The sequence below is a fragment of the Micromonospora noduli genome (genome assembly GCF_003264365.1).
Taxonomy (GTDB): Bacteria; Actinomycetota; Actinomycetes; order Mycobacteriales; family Micromonosporaceae; genus Micromonospora; species Micromonospora noduli.
In genome coordinates this window covers 241,679-262,323 of record NZ_PYAK01000004.1, presented here as the reverse complement: position 1 = coordinate 262,323, position 20,645 = coordinate 241,679, and the positions used below count along the sequence as shown (strand labels likewise).

The following is a 20,645-nucleotide window of genomic DNA, read 5'->3' as shown; positions in this document are numbered from 1 at the left end:
CTGGGCGTTCGGCGGATGCGCGCGCCGGCGCGGCCAGGCTGTTCGCGCCGGGCCGCGCCGGGCACGTCAGAGGGTCTGCGGTACGGCGATCCGGTCGATGTCGGGGGAGTACCAGGTGCCGCTGTCGAAGGTGATGGTGTTGGCGCCCGCCTTCAGCGCCAACTGGACGCTGACCGTCTCGACGGTGCCCCAGTCACCAGTGGAGGGGAACTTCAGGTAGCTGCCGTTGCCGCTGTTGGAGGAGACCTGCACCGAGCGCGCGTCACCGCTGACGTAGGAGACGGCGACGGTGTAGATGCCGTCCTTGCGCACTGTCACCTCGTTGAACCGCACAGTGCCGCCGACATAGAGGTTGCCGACCTTCTGACCCCCGGAGCAGGCGTCACAGCCGCCGACGGAGGCGGTACCGGTCAGGGTGTTGACCGCCGCCTCGGCCTCGTAGCTGGTCGAGGTCAGAGCGGTGCCCGGCCGTACGGTGAACAGCCGCGAGCCGTGCGCGGGCAGCGCCGCGGTGATGGCGTTCCTCTGGGTTCCGAGGTCGCGGCGGTTCCACACGTCCCGGACCGAGGCGTTGCCGGTGAACCCGAACGACGCCCAGTGCGCGGTGACCGACGCGGGCGCGTCGCCGAGGTTGAACAGCGCCACGGTGTAGCTGCCGTCCGGGTTCTTCGCACCCCAGACCTGCTGGTCACCGGCCGGGGTGACCGGCCGGGCCGGCGCGCCGCCGTTCTGGTCGATGGCGATGACCTCGCGGTTGGTCAGCAACGACAACCCGTAGTCGTCGAGTCGGGTGAGGTCGTCCCCGGTGTACAGCGGCGACTTCGAGATCGCCCACAGCGTCGCGTACGACTGACGCTCGGCCTTGGTGAGGCCGTCCATCTCGCCGTTGCCCACGTTGAGCGAGTCGAGGTCGTTCCACCCGCCGGGGCCGGCCTTGCGGCTCCAGGCCGGCGCGTCGTCGAACCGGTCGTCTACCGAGTTCTCCCAGCTGACCAGGGTGTTGCAGTAGCACTCGACGTCGGTGTCGATGCGCCAGCCGTTGGAGTACCGCTTCCAGTCGGCGGCGTGGTTGATGTCGAGCGACCAGGACAGTTCGAGGTGGATCGGGCGGCCGGCGGTGGCGATGGCCCGCTGCCAGGCGGCGACGTCGGCCACGTTGTCGTAGTTGTCGCCGGACTTGAACGAGCCCGGGCCGACCCCGTCGAGCTTCAGGAAGTCGTAACCCCAGTCGGCGAAGAGTTGCGCCTGCGAGTCGATGTACTTCTGCGCGCAGGGGTTGTCAAAGTTCAGCTTGTACGCGCTGTCCCAGCCGTTGGTGGTGCGCAGGTCCGGGTAGACGATGTTCGCGGTGGTGCAGCCGGGGGCGTTCCAGATCGGCGCGGCGCCGCCTGCGTACGCCTCCTTCTCCAGCCCGACGGGCAGGTAGATGCCGGCCTTCAGCCCCTTGCCGTGGATGTGCTCGGCGACGGCCTGCATGCCGCGCGGGAACCGCACCGGGTCGGGGGTCTGCCGGGCGTACTGGTCGAAGCGCGGCACCCAGGCGTTGTCCCGCCACCAGCCGGCGTCGATGTTGACGTACTCGTAGCCGTACGGCTTCAGCTTGGTGGCGAGGGCGTCGGTCTGCTTCAGGACGTTGGCCTCGGTGAGGTAGCTGTAGTCGCCGTCGGGGTTCAGACCCGGGTACTTCGAGGACTGCATGGTCCAACTGGTCCACCCCATGAAGGGGCGTTGTGCGATGTCCGCCGCGGCCTGCGTCGGCGCGGCCTGGGCCACTGTCGTCGGGGCGGCCTGGGCTGGGGCGGCGCCCGCGGCGAGGAGCACGCCCAGCGCCGCCGCGACGAGCGGCACCCGGGTACGGGGCTGTCTGCGCGGGGTTGTCGGTGACGGCATGGTCAACCTCCTGGTGCGGTGGGTCGAGTTGAGCGCTGTGGACGGTGAGTGGCCGAGGTGACGCCGGGTCAGGGGACGACGAGCGACTGGATGCTCACGGCCGCCGCCGCGCGGGCCCACTCCTCGAAGGGCAACGGGCGGATGAAGAGGGGGCACCGCGCGGCGGCGCCGAAGGCCTGCCGTTCGAAGCTGGCGCGGATGTGGCTGTCGAACAGGTCGTACGCGGCCAGCCCTTCACCGGACACGACGATGCGGGTGGGACCGACCAGGTTCGCGACAGCCGCGATGCCGCAACCGATCGCGCCGCCGGCCCTGGTGAAGACCGCCCGCACCTGCTCGTGGCCGCCGCGTGCCAGGGTCACCGCCTCGTCGATGGTGAGGTCGGGGCGGCCGGTGCGCTCGCGGGCCTGGGCCACTATGGCGTCGGTGCCGGCGATCGACTCGATGCAGCCGCGACCACCGCAGTGGCAGTCCGGGCCGGTGGCGTCGACGGTGAGGTGGCCGATCTCGCCGGCCACGCCGTACGACCCGGAGACCAGGCGGCCGTTGACGACGAGGCCACAGCCGATGCCGGTGCCCACGGTGACCAGGGCGAACGACTCGGCCCCCACTCCCTCGCCGAACCAGTGCTCAGCGGCGGTGAGCGCCTTGACGTCGTTTTCCACGGTGACGGTGAGGCCGGTGCGCTCTGCGGCGAGTCGGCCCAGCGGGACGTCCCGCCAGTGCAGGAACGGTGAGTAGCGCACCAGGCCGATGCCGCGGTCGATGTCGCCGGAGAGGGCCAGCCCGAGCCGGCGGACCCGGGTCCGGTCGCCGGGGAACGCGTCGAACAGGTCGTCGGCGAGCCGGTCGACCTCGGTGAGGACCGCGTCGACGTCGGGGTCGTCCAACGGCCGGCGGGCGCTGGCATGGACCTGCGCGCGCAGGTCGCAGACCACGCCGATCACCTCGTCGGCGGTGATTTTCACGCCGAGGAAGAACTCGCGTTCGGCGCGTACCGCGAGAGGGCTGGCGGGGCGTCCGGCGCCCGGCCCGGAGCGTTCGGTGGCGGCCAGTTCGTGCAGGTAACCCAGGTCGATGAGCGGCCGGGCGGCCTTGGTGACGGCGGCGGAGGAGAGCCCGAGCCGGCGGGCGAGCGCGACCCGACTCACCGGCCCCTCGGTCAGCACCGTCGTGAAGATCGCCGTCGCCGCCGGTGGCCCGGCGAACGCGCCGGCGTCGATCCCAGGAAACATGGACGAAATCTAAGGCGAATATTTAACTTCTTCAAGTATTGATTTGCCTCAGTGCTCCGTCCTAGAGTCGGCGACGCACCGGCCACGGCAAACTCAGGTCGCCGCCGCACGTACGCCGAGGCCGACCAGGATCACGCCGGTCAGCCGATCGAGCATTCGTCGCACCGACGCGGTGCGGAGCAACCGGGCGGCGGCACCGGAGACGACGGTCCAGCCGGCGAGCCAACAGGTGGCCAGCGCGACGTGCGCCGTGGCGAGCAGCAACATCGGCACCAGCACCGGTCGGCCCGGTTCGAGGAACTGCGGTGCCAACGTGAGGTAGACGGCGGCGGCCTTGGGGTTCAGCACGTTGCCGAGCAACCCTTGCAGGTACGGGTGGTCCACGCGCCAGGGCAGCCTTCGCGCGGAAACCGTCGGTCGCCGTCCCGCCTCCGTGCGACGGCGCGACGCGGACCAGAGCATCCAGAGCCCGAGCCCGACCAGATAGCCGGCCCCGACCAGCTTGACCACCCAGAACGCCTGCGACGAGCGGAGCACCAGCGCGGCCAGGCCGACAGCGGCCAGCGTGGCGTGCACGTAGAGCCCGGTCACCGTACCCAGGATCACCCACCAGCCCTGCCGCCGCCCGCCGCTGGCGACCCGCGAGACGACCAGGGTCAGGCTCGCGCCCGGCGTGGCGGTGATCGGCGCGACGGCGAGCAGGAAGCCGAGCACCGCGACGCCGTGCATGCTCAGACCACCACCCGGTAGTGGGTGGTGAGCAGCCCGGCGTCGTCGTACACGTGGAACGCGACACCGGGCGGCTGGGTCTGGGTGGCCAACGGGCCCTCACCCTCCCAGGGCATCCGCAGTGTGGAGACCACACCCGGGGCGATCCGCAGTGGACGGCCCGCGAAGGTGCTCGCGGCGGCGGTGTGGAAATGCCCGGTCAGCACGGCGACGACCTGCGGGTGGGCGGCGACGAGTTCGGCCAGGGGATCGGCCTGCAGAAGCCGCATCGGGTCGATGACCGGGTGGTGCAGCACCACCGGCGGATGATGCAGGGCGATGAACGTCGGCGTCCCGGCCGGCACCGAACCCAGCTCGTCGGAGAGCCAGGCCATCGTCTCCTCGTCCAGGTGACCGTCGTCCGCGCCGGGCACCGAGGAGTCGGCGAGGAGGAAGACCGCCCCGGCCACGTCGTGGCGGGCGTTGATCGGGCCGGTGCCGCCGCCGTCGTCACCGAGCAGACCCTTGCGGTACGCGTCGCGCACGTCGTGGTTGCCGGGGCAGACCATCACCGGCAGCGGGGAGTCGAAGAGCTTCACGGCGGTCTCGTACTCGGCCACCTCGCCGTGGTCGGCGATGTCCCCGGTGATCAGGATCGCGTCGACAGGTCGTGGCAGGCCGTGCAGGTAGTCCATGACCCGGGCGGTCCGCTCGGCCGACCGGGGATGGCCGTCGAGGTGGGTGTCACTGAGATGCGCGATGACCAGCACGAAGTCGCTCCTAACGGCTATTGGTGTCGAAGCCGTTAGGGACGCTACTCCGGGCCAGGTCGGCCACCACAGCGCGATAGCCGCCGCGGTCAGCTCCGCGAGCGCGGCAGGCAGTCCTTCTTGTACTTGAGGCCCGAACCACACCAGCACACGTCGTTGCGCTCCGGCGGCCAGGCGATCCGCGCGCTGGGCCGCGCCGACACCTCAGCCGCGTAGCCGGCCCGGACCGCCGCGTCGGCCGGATCGCCACCCCGTCGACCGGCAAAGGCGGTCAACCCGGCCACCGTCGCGCCGAACACACCCAACCCCGCCTGACCGGCACCCCGCAGCCGAACCAACTCCGTCTCCAGCCGGCCCCGGTGCGCGTCCCAGTCCGGCCCGTACACATCCGTGAGGGCAGGGTGCTCGGCGAGCAGACGATCGAACTCGGCCCGCGGCCAGAAGAGCAGATCCGACTCGGCGTCCCGACGCTCCCCGGCCCGACGCACGAGCTGGGTCTCCAACCGGTCCGCCAGGTCGTCCTGCCGGTCGTGCGGCAGGTTCAGATTGCGGCGTACCCGATGCCGTTGTTGCAACAGGAAGAAGGTGACACCGGGCGCGTCCGGCGGACCGAGATCGACCACCGGGTCGATAGCGGTGCTGGCGGGCCCGGACGCGGCGGTCGCACGTTCGTTGAGCAGTGTGTCGACCGCCTCGCTCAGCCACGTCTCGGCGGTCGCCGAACGCCCACCGGCGTCCAGCGCGGCACTGACGTAGGCGGGGGCGTCGGGCTGCACGAGCAGCAACGGGCGCAACACGGTCAACTCCGCCATCGCCTCGTCGTCGTGACCGCCGGCCCGGAACAGCGCGCGGGCCCGCAGCGCGCGGGCGAACCCGGCCCGAGGGTCGTCGCCGGACGGGTACGCCGCCAGGGCCTGCTCCGCGTACCGCAGCGCGGCCTCGGGCCTCGCCCGGATCTCCGCGATCTCGGCGGCCAGAGTCAGCGCGTCCCCGGCGTCGTCCGGGTCCTCCAGCCGACCCTGCTCGGCGGCCTCCGCGAGGTCGGCGGCGACACCGAGCGGATTGGCCGTCCCGAGCGCCGAGCGGCGCAGTTCGGCGAGGTCAGCCTTGGTGAGTATCTCTCTCGTCGGCACGATCTCACGGTACGTCGGGGTACTCGCGGTATGCGGGCAGATCACCTGTTACGCCGCTCTCATGCCGCCCGCCGGGCGAACTATGACCACGCGCCGGCCGCCGCGGCCCGGGCGGCGTAGGTGTCGAAGCCGAGCGGGTCCCGCCCGAGAACCCGACGTACCCCGTCGGTTGGCTCGGCGAGGTGGCCCGCCCGCATCCCGGCGAACAGGGCGTTCAGCGCCCCGGCCGCCTCCGCCGGATAACCCTCGGCGAGCAGTTCGGCGTGGTACTGCTCCGGGGTGAGCTCCACGTAGCGCATCGAACGGCCGGTCACCCGGGCGATCGTCGCCACCGCCGCGTCGAAGGTGAGCGCACGAGGACCGGACAGGTCGTACACCTGTTCGTGGTGACCGGGCGACGTCAACAGCGTCGCGGCCACGTCGGCGACGTCCTGGGCGTCGACGAACGGCTCCGGGGTGGCACCCATCGGCAGGGCCAGCCGACCGTCGAGCAACGGTTGGCGAAACAGGTCCTCGCTGAAGTTCTGACAGAAGTTGTTCGGCCGGATGATCGTCCACTCGATGCCGGACTTCCGCACCGCCTCCTCGGCCGCCACCATGCCGGGGGAGAAGTCACCGACCCGGTCGATCCCCCGGCCGGAGAGCGCCACGATCCGGCCGACACCCGAGTCGACCGCCAGCGTCACGAAGTCGGTGGCCAGCGCGGGGTCCTCCGGGGCGAGCAGATAGACCGCCGAGGCGCCCGCCAGGGCCGGCCGCCACGTGTCCCGCCGCGACCAGTCGAACCGCACCTCACCGGAGCGGGAGGCGGCCCGCACGTGCCGACCCGCCTCCCGCAGCGTCTGGACCAGCCGGCGACCGGTCTTGCCGGTGCCGGCCATCACGAGTGTCGAAGGTGCGTCAGTCGTCATGACCACGAGTCAACCCGCCCGGCCGCGGACGGGACATGTCCCGTCGTACGCCAGGCATGTCCGATCGTCCGCGGTCCATCCTCCGGGACCTATGGTCGGTGCATGGACCCGTTCGACAATCTGCTGCGCGGCGTGCACGCCGACGGCGCGGCCTTCGGCCGGTCGGTGCTGACGCCGCCGTGGGCGCTGCGGTTCACCGACGGCGCCCCGCTGACGCTCTGTGTCCCGATGCGAGGCGAGGGCTGGATCTCCCACCCGGAGAGCGACAAACCTCGCCTGGTCCGGGTCGGCGAGACGGCCACCGTGCGCGGGCCGGCGCCGTTCGTCTTCTCCGCCGAGCCCCGGTCGAGCTTCGAGCCCGCGGGAACTGCGCGACGTCCGGCGCGGCCGGACCGGGGTGGCCGACCCGGTGGGCGCGGACCACACCGACCGCCTCGTCCTGCTGGTCGGGGTGTACCACGTCCGGGGTCGGGTGCCCCAGCGGCTACTGGGCGCGCTGCCGCCGGTGCTCGTCGTGCCGGAAGACCAGGACTGCGCCGCGCTGCGCGACTACCTGGACGCCCAACTCGACGCGGGTCGGCCCGGACGACAGGTCGTGCTGGACCGCCTGCTGGACTGGTTGTTGGTGTGCACGGTGCGGGACTGGTTCGACCAGCCGGAGGCCGAGGCGCCCGGCTGGTACCGCGCGCTGAGCGACGACACTGTCGGACCGGTGCTGCGCGCCATGCACGACGCGCCAGGCCGGCCGTGGACCCTGGCCAGCCTGGCCGCGCAGGCCGGCGTCTCCCGGTCCACACTGGCCAAACGGTTCACCGCGTTGGTGGGCGAACCGCCGCTCACCTACCTGACCGACTGGCGCATGACACTCGCCGCCGACCTGCTGGCCGAATCGACGGCGACCGTCGCCGCCGTGGCGCGTCACCTCGGGTACGCCGACGCGTTCGGCTTCAGCGCGGCCTTCAAACGCGTGCACGGCGTGAGCCCGAGCGGGCATCGACGGCTCACCCGGGTCGACGCCACGGCGGCCTGACCGGTGCTCTTCAGGGCCGAGAGCCGGTCGACGAGTGGTCGCAAAACCAACGAACTACGGTCATCTGCCGTCAACCCGTCGTCGGTAGCGTCCGGTCGCCAGTTTCCCGACCAGGTCGCACAAAGGCGGAGTTATGGGCACCGTGGATCGCCGTACGTTCCTCAAGGCGATGGGAGTACCCGCGATCGGCGCGGCGCTCCCGTTGGACCTCAGCAAGGCGCTCGCCATCCCGGCGAACAACCGGACCGGCTCGATCACTGACGTCGAGCACGTCATCATCCTCATGCAGGAGAACCGCTCCTTCGACCACTACTTCGGCACCATGCGCGGCGTACGCGGATTCGGTGACCCCCATCCGGCGACACTGCCGTCCGGCAAGGACGTGTGGCACCAGCCCAACGGGACCGACGAACTGCTGCCCTTCCGCCCCGAGGTGAAGGACCTCGGCCAGACCTTCCTGCCGGACCCGCCGCACGGCTGGAACGACGGGCACGCCGCCTGGAACGACGGCCGGTTCGACAAGTGGGTGCCGAACAAGGGCGTCACGGCGATGACCTACCACACCCGCCAGGACCTGCCGTACCACTACGCGCTCGCCGACGCGTTCACCGTCTGCGACAGCTACCACTGCTCGCTGATGGGCCCGACCGACCCGAACCGCTACCACATGTGGAGCGGCTGGGTCGGCAACGACGGCAAGGGCGGCGGCCCGGTCATCACCAACGCGGAGGCCGGCTACGACTGGTCCACCTATCCGGAGCGGCTGGAGCGCAACGGCATCTCCTGGAAGATCTACCAGGACGTCGGCACCGGCCTCAACGCCGCCGGGTCCTGGGGCTGGACGAACGACCCGTACATCGGCAACTACGGCGACAACTCGCTGCTCTACTTCCACCAGTACCAGAACGCGCAGCCCGGAACGCCGCTGGCCGACAGGGCCAAGATCGGCACCGAGGTCAGGACGCAGGGCCGCGACCCGGAAGCTTTGCTGGCCGACTTCCGCGCCGACGTCGAGGCGGGACGTCTGCCGGAGGTCTCCTGGATCACCGCGCCCGAGGCGTACACCGAGCACCCGAACTGGGAGCCGGCGTACGGCTCCTGGTACATCTCGCAGGTCATTGACATCCTCGCGTCGAACCCCGAGGTGTGGAGCAAGATGGCGCTCTTCATCACGTACGACGAGGAGGGTGGCTTCTTCGACCACGTGGTCCCGCCGACGCCCCCGCAGACCCGCGAGCACGGCCAGTCGACAGTGCCGACCACCAACGAGATCTTCCCCGGCGACGCCGACCACCCGGCCGGGCCGTACGGCCTCGGCATCCGGGTGCCGATGGTCATCGTCTCGCCGTGGACGCGCGGCGGCTACGTGAACTCGCAGGTCTTCGACCACACCTCACTGATCAAGTTCCTGGAGGCGCGGTTCGGGCACGGCCGGCCGGACCTGATCGAGCAGAACATCACCCCGTGGCGGCGGGCCGTCGTCGGCGACCTGACCACTGCCTTCGACTTCCGGCACCCGAACCGCTCCCGCGAGGTCAGGTTGCCCGACACCGACGACTTCAAGCCCGAGGAGTTGGTCCGGCACCCCGACGAGGTGCCGGTTCCGCCGGCGGACCAGCGGCTGCCGAAGCAGGAGCACGGGGTACGGCCGGCGCGGCCGATCCCGTACACGCTGCACGCCGACGGGCACCGCGGCGACGACTCGTTCCGGATCGACTTCCGCAACTCCGGCGGGGTCGCCGCGGTCTTCCAGGTCCGCCAGGCGGGCAGCGCGGACGCCCCGCGCAGCTACACCGTCGAGCCGGGCAAACACCTGAGCGACACCTGGCCGGTCATCTCCGGGTACGACCTGTCGGTGCACGGGCCGAACGGGTTCTTCCGCCGGTTCACCGACGGCGGGTCCCACCTTGACGTCACCCCCGCCTACGACGAGCACGGCTACAAGCTGGCCCTCACCCTCAAGAACCGCGGCTCGAAGCGGGTCGAGGTGACCGTCCGCGACGGGTACAACGCCCGACCGGTCAAGATGTCGCTGCGCGCCGGCGAGACCGAGCGCGTCACGTGGGCGCTCGCCCGCACCCACGGCTGGTACGACCTGACGGTCTCCGTCGCCGGTGACGCCGACTTCGCGTACCGCTGCGCGGGTCATGTCGAGAACGGCAAGGACAGCATCAGCGACCCGGCCCTCGGCGGGCTCGTCTAAGGGACACCGCGTCACCCGGGCCGCTGCCGACCCGGGTGACGCGGTGTCGCCTCGCTGTCGGCCCGTCGCGTGGCTGTCGTCCGGCCGCCTCGCTGCGCGGCCCGGCCGATCGCTGGCTGGAGGCGGATGTCTCGTTGAGCGTTATGACTCACAGGTATAAATATTCCTCTGAGTCATAACGCTCGTCACTGAATCCTCTCGTCCCGAGGTCACGCTTCGTAGCGGCCACGCCAGCCATTGGTGCGCGGCCCTCACCCGCGACAACAGGCAAGGCGACGGTCAGAACTCCTCGTACACCGCCGGGTCCTGGTCCGAGAGCCGCCCGTCCGGGCGGCCCAGCGCGGTGATGGCCTCGACCTGCGCGTCGGTGAGCTTGATGCCGAAAACGTCCAGGTTCTCGACCTGCCGCTGCGGGGAGGCGGCCTTGGGCAGCGGAATCACCTGACGGGCCACGTGCCAGGCGAGGATCGCCTGCGCCGGGCTGACGCCGAGCGCGGTCGCGATCTCCACGACGACGGGGTGCTGCTGCAGGTCGTTGCCATGGCCGAGCGGACTCCAACCCTGCACCAGGATGCCGTTCTCCCGGTGGTAGTCGAGGGCTTCCTGCTGCGGAAAGTACGGGTGCACCTCGATCTGGTTGACCACCGGGGCGACCCCGGTCTCGGCCACCAGCCGCTCGATGTGCTCGGGCAGGAAGTTGGAGAGCCCGATGTGCCGCACGAGCCCACGCTCACGCGCCTCGATCAGCGCCCGCCACGCCTGCACGTACAGGTCGACCTTCGGGTTCGGCCAGTGGATCAGGTACAGGTCGACCCGGTCGAGGCCGGTGCGGAACACACTCTCCTCGATGGTGGTCAGCGCCTCGTCGTAGCGGTGGTGCCGCCCCGGCAGCTTCGAGGTGACGACCAGCTCGTCCCGCACGTCACCGGCCGACCGGGCGGCCCGACCGACCGCGCCCTCGTTCTCGTAGTTCACCGCCGAGTCGATCAACCGATAGCCCGCCCGGATCGCCTGACCGATCGCGTCGACACCCGCCGAGCCGTTCAGCCGGTACGTACCGAGCCCGATCGCCGGCAGGGTCGTGCCGTCGGCTGCCGCAAGATGGGGAATCGTCATGATTGGGACCCTACCCGGACGACGTTGGTGGGGTGCTGCGTCAGCTATGGCCACGTGCTGGGCGGTGGGCCGAAGGCGCGACGACCGGCTCGCACGGCCATAGCGGCGAGGGCAGCGTTGGCGCCACCACCAATCACAGCGCCGATACCGAACGGTGCCGCTCGGCCGAGCACGATGATTCCCTGCTTGGTCCCGTACTTCGTGATGAAGTGCTTCCCCAAGATCTTGTTGATCTGACGCAACGTCTCTGCGGGAACCTTGGCCACAACCTGACGTCCCCAGTGTTGCCCCGTACGCTCGGCGACCTTCGTGATGGTGGCGGAGCCGGACCCGCCGAGCATGATTCCCATCACGATCGTTCGGCGTCGCTCAACCTCGTCGATGGGGACTCCGTGGACCTCGGCGATCGAGAGTGCGAAGAGGGCGCTCAGCTCAAGAGACGAGAGGACCTCGCCGGCCGACAGTGCCAGTGCGATGCCCGTGCCGACGCCGGGCGCCGCTGCGGCTCCGCCGACCGCAGCACCCGTCCCGGCCAGAGCGCTGACGTACATCCGCTCCAGATTGCGAATTACCTCCGCTGGCGTCGCTTCCGGGTTCCGCTGGCGGGCTCGGGCGATGTTCTTGCGCACCAACACGCTCTGAACGTCGATCGCCCTGTCCAGGAGGTCGAGGACTCGCTGACCACGTACGGCTGCTTCCGGAGCCGGTCCGACGGGGGCACCGTCGTCGGGTAGGGAGAGTTCGGTCTCGGATCCCTCGGCGTCGGGCGCCATCCCACATCCTTCATGATCGACAACGGGAGCATCACAGTACGTGTCAAGCAGGTCACAGCGGCTCAACCGGAGCGGCACCTCATCCCGCGTACCGTCCACACGAGAGTGACTGAACAGGTCGAACGCGTGGCGCGGGCGCATCGGGTCGCCGCAGCGACGCGCCACCGCCGATGTGCTCACGGGGTTGACGTCGGCGTCGGAGTTGCCGCCCCGATCACACCGCCGAAGAAGACCAGGACCGTGAGCGCGATCATCGGGCCGACGAAGACGTAACCGAGGGTCAGGCCTGTCACTGCCATTCCCCGTCCGGACTTCGTGCCATTGCGGGTCTCGTGGAGCCCGACGTGGCCGAGGATGACCGCGAGGACGCACGGTATCCCGAACAGGCACCAGCCACCGAGGACGCCGAGAATGCCGAGGACCATCGACGCGGTAGCGGTGCTGGACGAGGGCGGGGCCTGCACCACCACCTGGGGCAGCAGCTGGTGGTAGTAGGGCGGCGGGTAGGGGCTGGCGGGAGCGGCCGAGATCGGCGGCTGCGGACGGGTCGGGTCGTATCCGGGCTGGTAGGACAAGGCGATATCCCTCTTGGTTGGGTCAGATGTCGGGGGTCAGCTCGTGCTGCTGGCGGGCGCCTGGAGTCGGGTGAGCAGGGCGCTCACCTCGGTGTGCAGGCGACGCAGCTCCGCAGCCGTAGGGGCCAGCTCGTAGCAGTGGTGGTGCGTGGCGGCGGAGAGCGTCGCCCAGGCGAACGCCACCCGACGGGCCGTTTCACTGCCCGGACCGAGCCGGCCGCGCAGCATCAACTGCTTGGCACGGCCCTGCCGGCACGCCGCCACGGTCGGCTTCACCCGCCGCCAGTAGGCGTCGACGCCGCCTTCAAGGGCGAGCCGGATCAGACAGGCGCAGGCCCCCGGCCACCAGCCCGCGGTCACGGCAGCGGCGCCGAGCAGCCCGGCCCCGCGCAGCAGCTGATCGGCCGCCGCCAGGCAGCGCTGTGGCGTCGGCGCGGTCACGACAGCGCCGCCACGAGGAGGCGGGCGTCCGCGACCAGGCCGGGCAGGTCCGCCAGGTACGCGCCGTGCACACCCTCCCGGCATGCCTGGTACGCGTTCACCGCACGTCGTCCGTGCCGGCGGCCCAGCCAGCCGAGCACGTCACCACCCTTCTCGGCGTCGTCGAACACCGCCAACGCGACGGTGGTGGCGACCCGCCGGGACGCGTCCTCGATCGCCTCCTCGATGTCGGCGTGCCGGACACCTCGTGCCACCCGGTTCCGCCAGACCGAGCGATGGCAGGCCGCCTCCACCGCAGAGCGGCACAGCTCCGCGACCACCGGCCCGCGCACCTCGGCGGGGATCTCCTCGTTGCGCGCCAACGCGTACGCGTCGTCCAGGTAGCGGGTCACCGGGTCGGAGCCGGGCCGCAGCGTCACCACCGACTTCTCCGCGCGGGTCACCTCGATGATCCGCGCCTTGCCGAGATCGAGTCGGCGGACCGCGTCCGGCAGCCGGGTGTCGTGGGTGAAGACGACCACCTGCCGCTGCTCGGCCAGCTCAGCGAGCACCCGGGCGAGACCGTCCACCTTCGACGGGTCCATGCTCTGCACCGGGTCGTCGACCACGATGAACCGGAACGGGCTCTCCGGGGCGCAGCTGCGGGGCAGGAACGTCGCCAGCCCGAGCGCCTGCATCTCACCCTGACTCATCACACCCAGCGCCGTGCCGTTGTCGGCGCCGTCCACGCTGACCGGGAAGACCACCCGCCGTCGGGTGTTCGCGCCTTCCAACGTCATCGACCCCAGCTCGACGTTGCTCTCCTGCCGCAGCTGCGCCCAAATGTGCTGCGAGTGCCCGGCGAACGGCGCGACCCGCTCGTTGCGGATCTGCGCACCGGCGTCCTTCAGCCAGGCACGCGCGGCCTTCAACCGGGCCAGGGCCGCCTCCTGCGCCGGCAGTCCGCCGACGGTGGCCACCCACTCGCGCACCTCGGCCGCCGCCGCCCGCCAGCCGGTGTCGCGCTGCCGCAGAAACCCCTCGGCGTACGCGCGGGCCGCGTCGACCGCCGCCACCACCGCCGGGTACCGCGCGGCCAGGTGGTCGGCCAGGTCGGCCGGCTCCCCGGGTACGCGCCGCAGCATGGCAACGGCATCACACAGCGCCCCGACCGTCGGCTCCGACCCGGGGCCCTCGGGCACAACGAGGTCGTCGATCAGGTGGTGCGTCTGCCGCAGCAGGGCCGTCAGCCGGGTCGTCGCCGTCTGGGCGGCGACGCTGCGCTGCCGAAGCTCGCTGAGCGACTCCGCGGCGGCGGCACGCCAGCCACCGTCGAGGGTGCCGGTGGCGCAGACCGGGCACGACCCGTCGCCCTCGTCCTCGTGATGTTCGAGGGCGAGGCGGAGCAGCTCGGCGCTACGCAGCGCGGCCCGGGACCGGCCGCCGTCGTACCGCTGGGCCTCGACCGCCGCGTCCCGCAACTGACCGGCGAGCCGGGTCACCTCGTCGACCGGCGGCGGCGCGAGGGCGGCGAGCTCCCGACAGAGCAGCACCTCCCGGTCGGTGGTCGCCTCGTCCGGCTCGTCGAGGATCGCCGTCACCGCGCCGACGTCGACCGCGCCCCGGCCACGCAGTAGCACGGCGGTCCGCCGGGCCCGGTCGTCGGCGATCCCGTCGAGCGTGGCGACCAGCGTGGCGCGCTGTGCGCGTACCTCCTTGATGGTGTTGTCGTGCGGCCGGGCGGCGCGCAGCAGACGCTGGTCGGCGTCGGTGAGCGCGTCCAGCCCGAGGATCGCGAAGAGCGCGTCGAAGAGTTGACTCTGCGTTCCGGCGGCGAGCTTGCCCAGCTCGGCCGCGGTGAGGAACGGCCGGTACAGCTCCAGCGGGCGGGCCAGACCCAGCTCGGAGAGGTCCGCATGCCGGCCCTGGGCGCTGGTGACCGTCACCTCGGCGTCGGCCAGCGCGGCCCCGACCGGCCAGGCCCGGTGCACCCGCGTCGGCGTGGCCACCCCGTCGACGCGCAGCTCCACATCCACCCAGCACGGGTCCGGGTTGTGCAGGTTGCGCCACCCCGTACGCCAGACGCTGGTCTTGTCGGCCCACCGGGCGCTGTCCCCGGTGAGGGCGAGTTCGGCGGCCTCGGCGAAGCTGGACTTGCCGGAGCCGTTGCGGCCGACGACCAGTGTGAAACCCGGGCCGGGGCCGATCTGGATGGTCCGTTCCGGGCCGACGCCACGGAACCCGGCGACGGTCACCGACTTCAACCAGATCCGTTCCGCCGGGCCGTCGTCGGTGGGGGAGCGGGGGGCGAGCCGGGTGGGAGTGCCGGCGAGGGCGGCGGTCAGGTCGTCCTCGCCGGTGAGGGCGGCGAGGACGAGCTCGACGGTCTCGGTCGGGACGTCGTCAGCGGCGGCCAGTCGCTCGAAGATCAGCTCGATCAGGGGCGCGGTGGTCTGTGCGGGCTGGGTCATTGTCGTCTCCAGGCGTGTGGTGTCCGCGGGCCGACGGCTCGTCGGCCCGCCCGGGGTGAGCGGTGGAAGTGCGGGTTACCGCGGTCGCGCGGTCAGACCGCGGCGTTCGCGTGCCAGTCGCGCAGGAACGCGTCGACCAGGGCGTGCGCCCGGGGACGCAGGTCGAAGGACTCCTCCCGCCGGCGGCGGGCCATGTGCGACAGGCCGTCGGCGGCCTCGTTGAGGGCGTGGCCGCTGTGCCCCTTGACGTGCGCGAACGTCACGTCGGGGCATTGGGCCACCTGGTCGGCGAGCCGGACCAGGGTCGGTTTGTCTGACCAGCGGCGCTGCCGCAGGCTGTAGCCGGCGGGCATCGCGTCGGTCTCGCCGGCCTGCCAGCGGTGCAGGTACCGCACGGCCGTCAGGCTGTCCAGCAGCACTGTCATGCCGGTTGGCACCTCGTCGTACCCGGTGAGCAGGTAGTCGACCGCGCGCAGTTCGTCGACGAGCACCCGGGACCTGCCGGTCGGGTCGAGCCGGCCGGTGCCCCGCCCGAGCAGGCCGTAGTGGCCATCGCTGATCACGTACCCGATGCCACCGGCGCGGCCCTTCCAGCTGGCGTCGGTCGCCGCCACCAGCGGACCGGCCGCCTTCGCCCAGCGGAGTACGCGGCCGCGCCCGCGCTCCTGGTCGGGAAGCGGCAGGCAGTCGGCCTTGCGCCCCGAGTGCTCGGTGTGCGCGGCGGCGAGGCGCTCGGCGGTGTCGAGCAGCTCGGCGGCGGAGGTCAGCTCGTCGTAGTGGGCGGCGGTGAGGGCGAGGTGGACCGCATCACCGATGCCCTGGCAGTCGTCGCAACGGGTGGCGCGGGTGAAGGGGCGAAGGATGAGGACGCGGTCGTGCAGGGGCGGGGGGAGCTGGGTCAGGGCGCGGAGGAACTCATCGGGGCGCACGACGCCTCCTGACGTCTGAGGGGAGTTCAGAGGACCTTGATGGAGTCGACCTGGAGCAGGGCGACAGTGGTCTCGCCGCCGATCTGGGTGTCGTAGCTGAAGGAGCCGAGCACCGTCACGTTGGCGCGGAAGATGTCGTCCTCGACGAGGTTGTCGAGGTCCGATTCGGATCCGTTCAAGATGGTGTTGGTCTCGTAGTCGTAGTCTTCGGCCATCCGACGGTGGGCGACGTCGGCGCGGAAGCTGTCGGTGCCGGTGGCCGCATCGAACTGGGTGACCCGCCCGTAGACGACGTAGGTCTTCCCCAGGTAGCCGTCCGGGTCCTTGGCGATCAGCTTCCACTGCCGTTCGGTCAACGTCTTGTACGACGGCGGCTTCGGCTTCGGCGGCGGGGCAGCCTTGGTCGGGCTCGGGAGGGCGCTGGTGGGGGCCGCGCTGGTCGGGGCCGCTGTAATGGGAGCGACAGTCGTCGGCGACGCGCTGGTGGGGCTTGGCGCAGGCGAGCTGCTGGCGCCAGCGGTCGGCTTCGACTCGTCACCGTTGAACGTGCCGATGACAGCGCCGCCGCAGCAGAGGATCACCGCGAGTGCGATGCCGCCGACCACCCAGGCCCGCACGTTGGACCGCTTCCCGGTTACGGGAGGGGCGGACAGGAAGACCGGGTCGGTCTCGGATGCCGGACCCGCTACGGGAGCTGGCGAAGGCTGTGGCGGCTCACTGGGTTCATCAGGCGGCGTCGGGTTGGTCGGATCGGTCATGGCGAGGCTCCTTCTGTGAACAGGTGCGCTGTGAACAGCCGGGGCGGGCGTGGTTTGCCCGCCCCGGTCAGTGGGGGAGAGGTCAGCCGAGGGCGACGTCGACGCCGCCGGAGAACATCGAGTCGTGCAGCTCGAGCTTGGTGATCTTGACGTTCTTCGGGATGTCGAAGACCACGACGCCGTTGACCTGGTTGCCGGGGTTGATGTCGTTGAGGAACGTCTCGGCGTTCTTGTTCGCGTAGATCGCCGCTCCGGTGTCGGCGGAGTACTCGGTGCCGTCAGCCGCGTAAGCCTTCTGGCTGCTGCCGTCGAACATCTGCGCTTCCTTGCCGATGTTCTTCACATTCACCGTGACCAGGCAGAACTGGCCCTGCGCCTTCTGGCCGAGCATGTCGCTGCCGATCTTGGCAACGCCGCACTTGGACGACTTGACGGTGAACTCGAACTTCCCGTCCCGGGCCGGCTGCCCGATCTTGGCGGTCTTCGCCGGCTTCTCCTCGGCCTTGGCGCCGCCTTCGTCGCCGCTGGAGCTGCTCGCCTTGCTGTCGCTGCTGGAGTCGCTCGCCTTGTCGGCGGCACCGGAGCCGCAGCCCAGGGCGATGAGGCCGGTGGCGAGCAGAGCGAGAGTGGTGGTCTTGCGCATCGTTGTCCTCCTGAAGTGAGCGTTGCGGGGTCAATAAGAGCATCGTCTGACAACAGTGTCAACAGACAATCTCATGCTTGACAGGCGTGCGAGACTTTCGACGTGGAGAACCCGACCATCACGGCAGCGGAGATAGCCCGGCTCGCCGGTGTCGGTCGCGCTGCGGTCAGCAACTGGCGTAAACGGCATCCCGACTTCCCCGCCCCCGTGGGCGGAACGACGGCGAGCCCCGAGTTCGACCTGATCCAGGTCGAGCAGTGGTTACGCACCCAGGGCAAGCTCCCCGAGCTCGCCACCGCCGACCGGCTCTGGCGACACCTCGCCGCAGCCAGCGACTCCCCGGCCGCCGGCCTCGCCGCCGTCGGCGCCCTGCTGCTGGCCCGTCAACGCGGCTCCCGCAGCGCCAGCATCGATGCCCAGCTCACGCCGCTGCTGCCCGACGTCGACGCCCTCGCCGACGAGTTGGGCCCGCAGGGCGCGTTCGACGAGTTGTGGCAGCGGTTCTCCGCACCAGGGCCCGGTCGCCCCTTCGCCACCCCCGACGACCTCGCCGACCTGATGATCGGGCTCGCCAACGTCGGCGGCGGCTCAGTGCTGGACCCGGCCGCCGGCTCCGGCGCCATCCTGCGAGCCGCCGTCCGCGCCGGCAGCACCTCGATGTACGGGCAGGAACTCGACGACGAGTTGGCCCGGCTCGCCGGCCTGTGGCTAGCCCTGCACGACGTACCCGGGGAGGTCAGCGGCGGTGACTCGCTGCGCGCCGACGCCTTCGCCGGCCGCGCCGTCGACGCCGTCGTCTGCCACCCACCCTTCGGTGCCACCAACTGGGGCGACGAGGAACTCGGCCACGACCCCCGCTGGATCGTCGGCACCACACCCCGCACCGAACCCGAGCTGGCCTGGGTGCAGCACGCCCTCGCCCACGTGCGGGTCGGCGGGCACGCCGTCCTGCTGATGCCACCCACTGTCGCCAGCCGCCGCGCCGGCAAACGCATCCGCGGCGAACTGCTCCGGCGAGGTCACCTGCGCGCCGTCATCGCGCTTCCGCCGGGCGTGGCGGCGCCGCACGGCGTACCCCTGCACCTGTGGGTGCTGCGACGCGCCGCGACCGACGCGCCGCCACCAGCGCGGGCGCTGCTGATCGACGCCGCCGGCGGCGACCTGGCCGACACCGCACCGCGCGTGCTGGCCACGTGGCGGGAGTTCGTTGCCGCCCCCGACGGCGACGTCGAGGAGGCCGGGTTCGCCCGCGCGGTCCCGGTCATCGAACTGCTCGATGAGGAAGTCGACCTCACCCCCGCACGCCGGCAACCCGCCGTCGTGGGCGAGGCTTCCGGAGAGCATCTGGTACGCACCAGAGAACGACTGGCCGCCATCGTCGGCGAGCTTCCGGCGCTACTTCCGCAGGTCACGGCAACACCAACAGAAGCGCCGGCGTCGGGCACCCTGACGGTCGCCGAGTTGGCTCGCACCGGCGCCCTGCAGGTGATCGGGCCCATCCGTTCCACGCCAAGCCGGGCGGAGGGTGGCTCCGTAGCGCACGGGCAAGGCCCACTCGTCCTCACCGGCAGGGACGTCGTCGCAGGTGTCGACGCGTCCGGGCACGACGACGGCACACTGCTGGAACGCGTGCCCCTGATGGCGGGGGACGTGGTCGTGCCTGTGGCGGCGCGGCAACTGATCTCACGGGTGATCACATCCGATGGGGTGCTCCTCGGTGCTCACCTCTATCTGCTGCGTCCTAACCCGGCCGCGCTCGATCCGTGGTTCATGGCCGGGCAGTTGCGCAACTCGGCCAACGACAAGCAGACGACGAGCCTGTCTGGTTCACGGGTCGACGTCCGTCGGGCACAGATCCGGCGGTTGCCATTGGATGAGCAACGGGCACATGGGGAGGCGTTTCAGCGGCTCATCGCGTTCGAATCGGCTGTCGCGGAGGTGGGTTCGCTCAGCGCCGAGCTGGTGCGTCTCACCGCGGACGGACTGGCCGCCGGCGCACTTCACCCCGCAGGTGGGGCGAAGTGACCGCAGGCCTGAACGACACCGCGGCGCAGCGCTGCGACTATCGCACGTTGCTGCCGGACGATGCATCGGTCTACGACAGGGGCGTGGTCGAGGGCGGCCTTGCTCCCGAGGAGCAGGGTTGGCTCAGGCAGCAGCGTCTTGAGTGGGAACTCAGGTCTGGCGGGCACCGCGGTGCCGAAGACCTGGTCAGTGGTCACTCGATCGGCATCGTGCCGGCGCGGTGGGCGAAGTTCAATCAATGGCTGCCCTTCGATGCTGCTGCCACGTCGCCTCCGGCGCTGAATCGAGGCGAGGTGACAAAGGTGGCGCTACGGTGCCGCGAAAGCGAGCTGTGGCTGCCGCTGCTGGTGACGTCCTTTGCCTGGGGCTGGGGGAATCGTGGTTTTGGCCCGATCCGGCTGCGCTGGGTGTTGAACGGCAAGGGTGGCTCGCCAGGGCTGTCGAGCAATGAGATCGAGGAGCGGTTAGCCGCAGCGGTCGACGCTCTCGATCAGCAGGGTGCCCGGAGTGCATACCAGTTGCTGTTGAACGCTGGAAAGATCTCCGAGTTCGGGCCGGCCTTCTTCACAAAGTTCCTCTACTTCGCCAGCAGGACGGGCCAAGGGCGTTGCCCAGCCCTGATCCTGGATGGGCGGCTCGCGCGGCAGATGCGGGGTTTCTGGGAACGGCGGGCCAACGAGCCATACGCGGAAAACGGTAGCTCCGCCCGCTGGCTCTGGCAGGGACCGCGCTGGTCGGACTACCGCTACCAGATTTACCGGACGTTCATGGTTCGGTCAGCATCGCAATTGTCCGAGTCGGGAGACCGGTGGATACCGGAGCTAGTGGAGCTGTTGCTCTTCCGGGCAACCCGGGCGGTCTGACCTATCGATGTCGTGCATCTGACGGGTTAGGCAGTCCCGTCAGTGGGACCGCTAGGGGATGATCGTTTGGCCGCCCCGCGCTGTCCTGTGAAGTGAACAAACAAGCCTTTTGGCGGACTGTGACTCCACGAGTACCGGGCGTACGGTGCGGGTCGGATCGAGTGGGGGCGAACCAACAATGGGGGGACTATG

Annotated in this window: 18 protein-coding genes and 1 pseudogene; 5 read left to right on the top strand and 14 right to left on the bottom strand. The window is 70.7% G+C overall.

All coding sequences use genetic code 11. The features are described from left to right. Window positions 1-66: 66 nt before the first annotated feature. The 6 genes from GUI43_RS05360 to GUI43_RS05335 form a co-directional block, all read right to left on the bottom strand. Window positions 67-1,890, bottom strand: a complete 1,824-nt coding sequence (locus GUI43_RS05360) for an alpha-galactosidase D (RefSeq protein ID WP_112698166.1) — start codon at window positions 1,888-1,890, stop codon at window positions 67-69. 68 nt (window positions 1,891-1,958) lie between these two features. Continuing rightward, window positions 1,959-3,125: an ROK family transcriptional regulator gene (locus tag GUI43_RS05355; protein ID WP_112698165.1), complete on the bottom strand. Its 1,167-nt coding sequence runs from the start codon at window positions 3,123-3,125 to the stop codon at window positions 1,959-1,961. A gap of 93 nt (window positions 3,126-3,218) precedes the next feature. Further along, a complete protein-coding gene (locus tag GUI43_RS05350) occupies window positions 3,219-3,854 on the bottom strand; it encodes a LysE family translocator (protein WP_112589011.1) in 636 nt (211 codons plus the stop codon). A 2-nt stretch (window positions 3,855-3,856) separates the two neighbouring features. After that, on the bottom strand, window positions 3,857-4,603 hold the full coding sequence (locus tag GUI43_RS05345; RefSeq protein ID WP_112698164.1) for a metallophosphoesterase: 747 nt from the start codon (window positions 4,601-4,603) through the stop codon (window positions 3,857-3,859). Window positions 4,604-4,692: 89 nt separating this feature from the next. After that, on the bottom strand, window positions 4,693-5,736 hold the full coding sequence (locus GUI43_RS05340) for an SEC-C metal-binding domain-containing protein (protein WP_112698191.1): 1,044 nt from the start codon (window positions 5,734-5,736) through the stop codon (window positions 4,693-4,695). 80 nt (window positions 5,737-5,816) lie between these two features. Continuing rightward, on the bottom strand, window positions 5,817-6,647 hold the full coding sequence (locus GUI43_RS05335; protein WP_112698190.1) for an NAD(P)H-binding protein: 831 nt from the start codon (window positions 6,645-6,647) through the stop codon (window positions 5,817-5,819). A 102-nt stretch (window positions 6,648-6,749) separates the two neighbouring features. On the opposite strand from GUI43_RS05335, the pseudogene GUI43_RS35080 reads away from it, so the two are divergent. The 3 genes and pseudogenes from GUI43_RS35080 to GUI43_RS05325 form a co-directional block, all read left to right on the top strand. Continuing rightward, a pseudogene (locus GUI43_RS35080) lies at window positions 6,750-7,239 on the top strand (cupin domain-containing protein); the annotation flags it as partial. 132 nt (window positions 7,240-7,371) lie between these two features. Next, entirely contained in the window at window positions 7,372-7,677 is a 306-nt protein-coding gene (locus tag GUI43_RS35075) for a helix-turn-helix transcriptional regulator (protein ID WP_428842202.1), read from the top strand. A gap of 133 nt (window positions 7,678-7,810) precedes the next feature. After that, on the top strand, window positions 7,811-9,880 hold the full coding sequence (locus tag GUI43_RS05325; protein ID WP_112698163.1) for a phosphocholine-specific phospholipase C: 2,070 nt from the start codon (window positions 7,811-7,813) through the stop codon (window positions 9,878-9,880). Between the two features lie 279 nt (window positions 9,881-10,159). On the opposite strand, the gene GUI43_RS05320 is transcribed toward GUI43_RS05325, so the two are convergent. The 8 genes from GUI43_RS05320 to GUI43_RS05285 all read right to left on the bottom strand — a co-directional run bounded on the left by GUI43_RS05320 (window position 10,160) and on the right by GUI43_RS05285 (window position 17,565). Beyond that, window positions 10,160-10,996 carry an aldo/keto reductase gene (locus tag GUI43_RS05320; RefSeq protein WP_112698162.1) on the bottom strand — a complete coding sequence of 279 codons (837 nt, stop codon included), beginning with the start codon at window positions 10,994-10,996 and terminating at the stop codon, window positions 10,160-10,162. A 44-nt stretch (window positions 10,997-11,040) separates the two neighbouring features. Beyond that, window positions 11,041-11,769, bottom strand: a complete 729-nt coding sequence (locus GUI43_RS05315) for a hypothetical protein (RefSeq protein ID WP_211326643.1) — start codon at window positions 11,767-11,769, stop codon at window positions 11,041-11,043. A 176-nt stretch (window positions 11,770-11,945) separates the two neighbouring features. After that, complete coding sequence (locus GUI43_RS05310; RefSeq protein WP_112698161.1) at window positions 11,946-12,344, bottom strand: DUF4190 domain-containing protein; 399 nt, start codon at window positions 12,342-12,344, stop codon at window positions 11,946-11,948. Window positions 12,345-12,380: 36 nt separating this feature from the next. Continuing rightward, entirely contained in the window at window positions 12,381-12,785 is a 405-nt protein-coding gene (locus GUI43_RS05305; RefSeq protein WP_112698160.1) for a hypothetical protein, read from the bottom strand. After that, window positions 12,782-15,235 (bottom strand): AAA family ATPase, encoded by a 2,454-nt coding sequence (locus GUI43_RS05300; RefSeq protein ID WP_112698159.1) that lies wholly within the window; start codon window positions 15,233-15,235, stop codon window positions 12,782-12,784. The genes GUI43_RS05305 and GUI43_RS05300 overlap by 4 nt, the downstream gene beginning before the upstream one ends. Window positions 15,236-15,327: 92 nt before the next feature. Beyond that, window positions 15,328-16,164 carry a ribonuclease HI gene (locus tag GUI43_RS05295; protein ID WP_170158678.1) on the bottom strand — a complete coding sequence of 279 codons (837 nt, stop codon included), beginning with the start codon at window positions 16,162-16,164 and terminating at the stop codon, window positions 15,328-15,330. 26 nt (window positions 16,165-16,190) lie between these two features. Then, entirely contained in the window at window positions 16,191-16,922 is a 732-nt protein-coding gene (locus GUI43_RS33735) for a hypothetical protein (RefSeq protein WP_170158677.1), read from the bottom strand. An 82-nt stretch (window positions 16,923-17,004) separates the two neighbouring features. Further along, complete coding sequence (locus GUI43_RS05285; protein WP_112602851.1) at window positions 17,005-17,565, bottom strand: DUF4352 domain-containing protein; 561 nt, start codon at window positions 17,563-17,565, stop codon at window positions 17,005-17,007. A gap of 102 nt (window positions 17,566-17,667) precedes the next feature. On the opposite strand from GUI43_RS05285, the gene GUI43_RS05280 reads away from it, so the two are divergent. Together GUI43_RS05280 and GUI43_RS05275 are read left to right on the top strand one after the other, a co-directional pair. Further along, a complete protein-coding gene (locus GUI43_RS05280) occupies window positions 17,668-19,590 on the top strand; it encodes an N-6 DNA methylase (protein WP_112698156.1) in 1,923 nt (640 codons plus the stop codon). Then, complete coding sequence (locus GUI43_RS05275; protein WP_112698155.1) at window positions 19,587-20,453, top strand: 8-oxoguanine DNA glycosylase OGG fold protein; 867 nt, start codon at window positions 19,587-19,589, stop codon at window positions 20,451-20,453. The genes GUI43_RS05280 and GUI43_RS05275 overlap by 4 nt, the downstream gene beginning before the upstream one ends. Window positions 20,454-20,645: the final 192 nt, after the last annotated feature.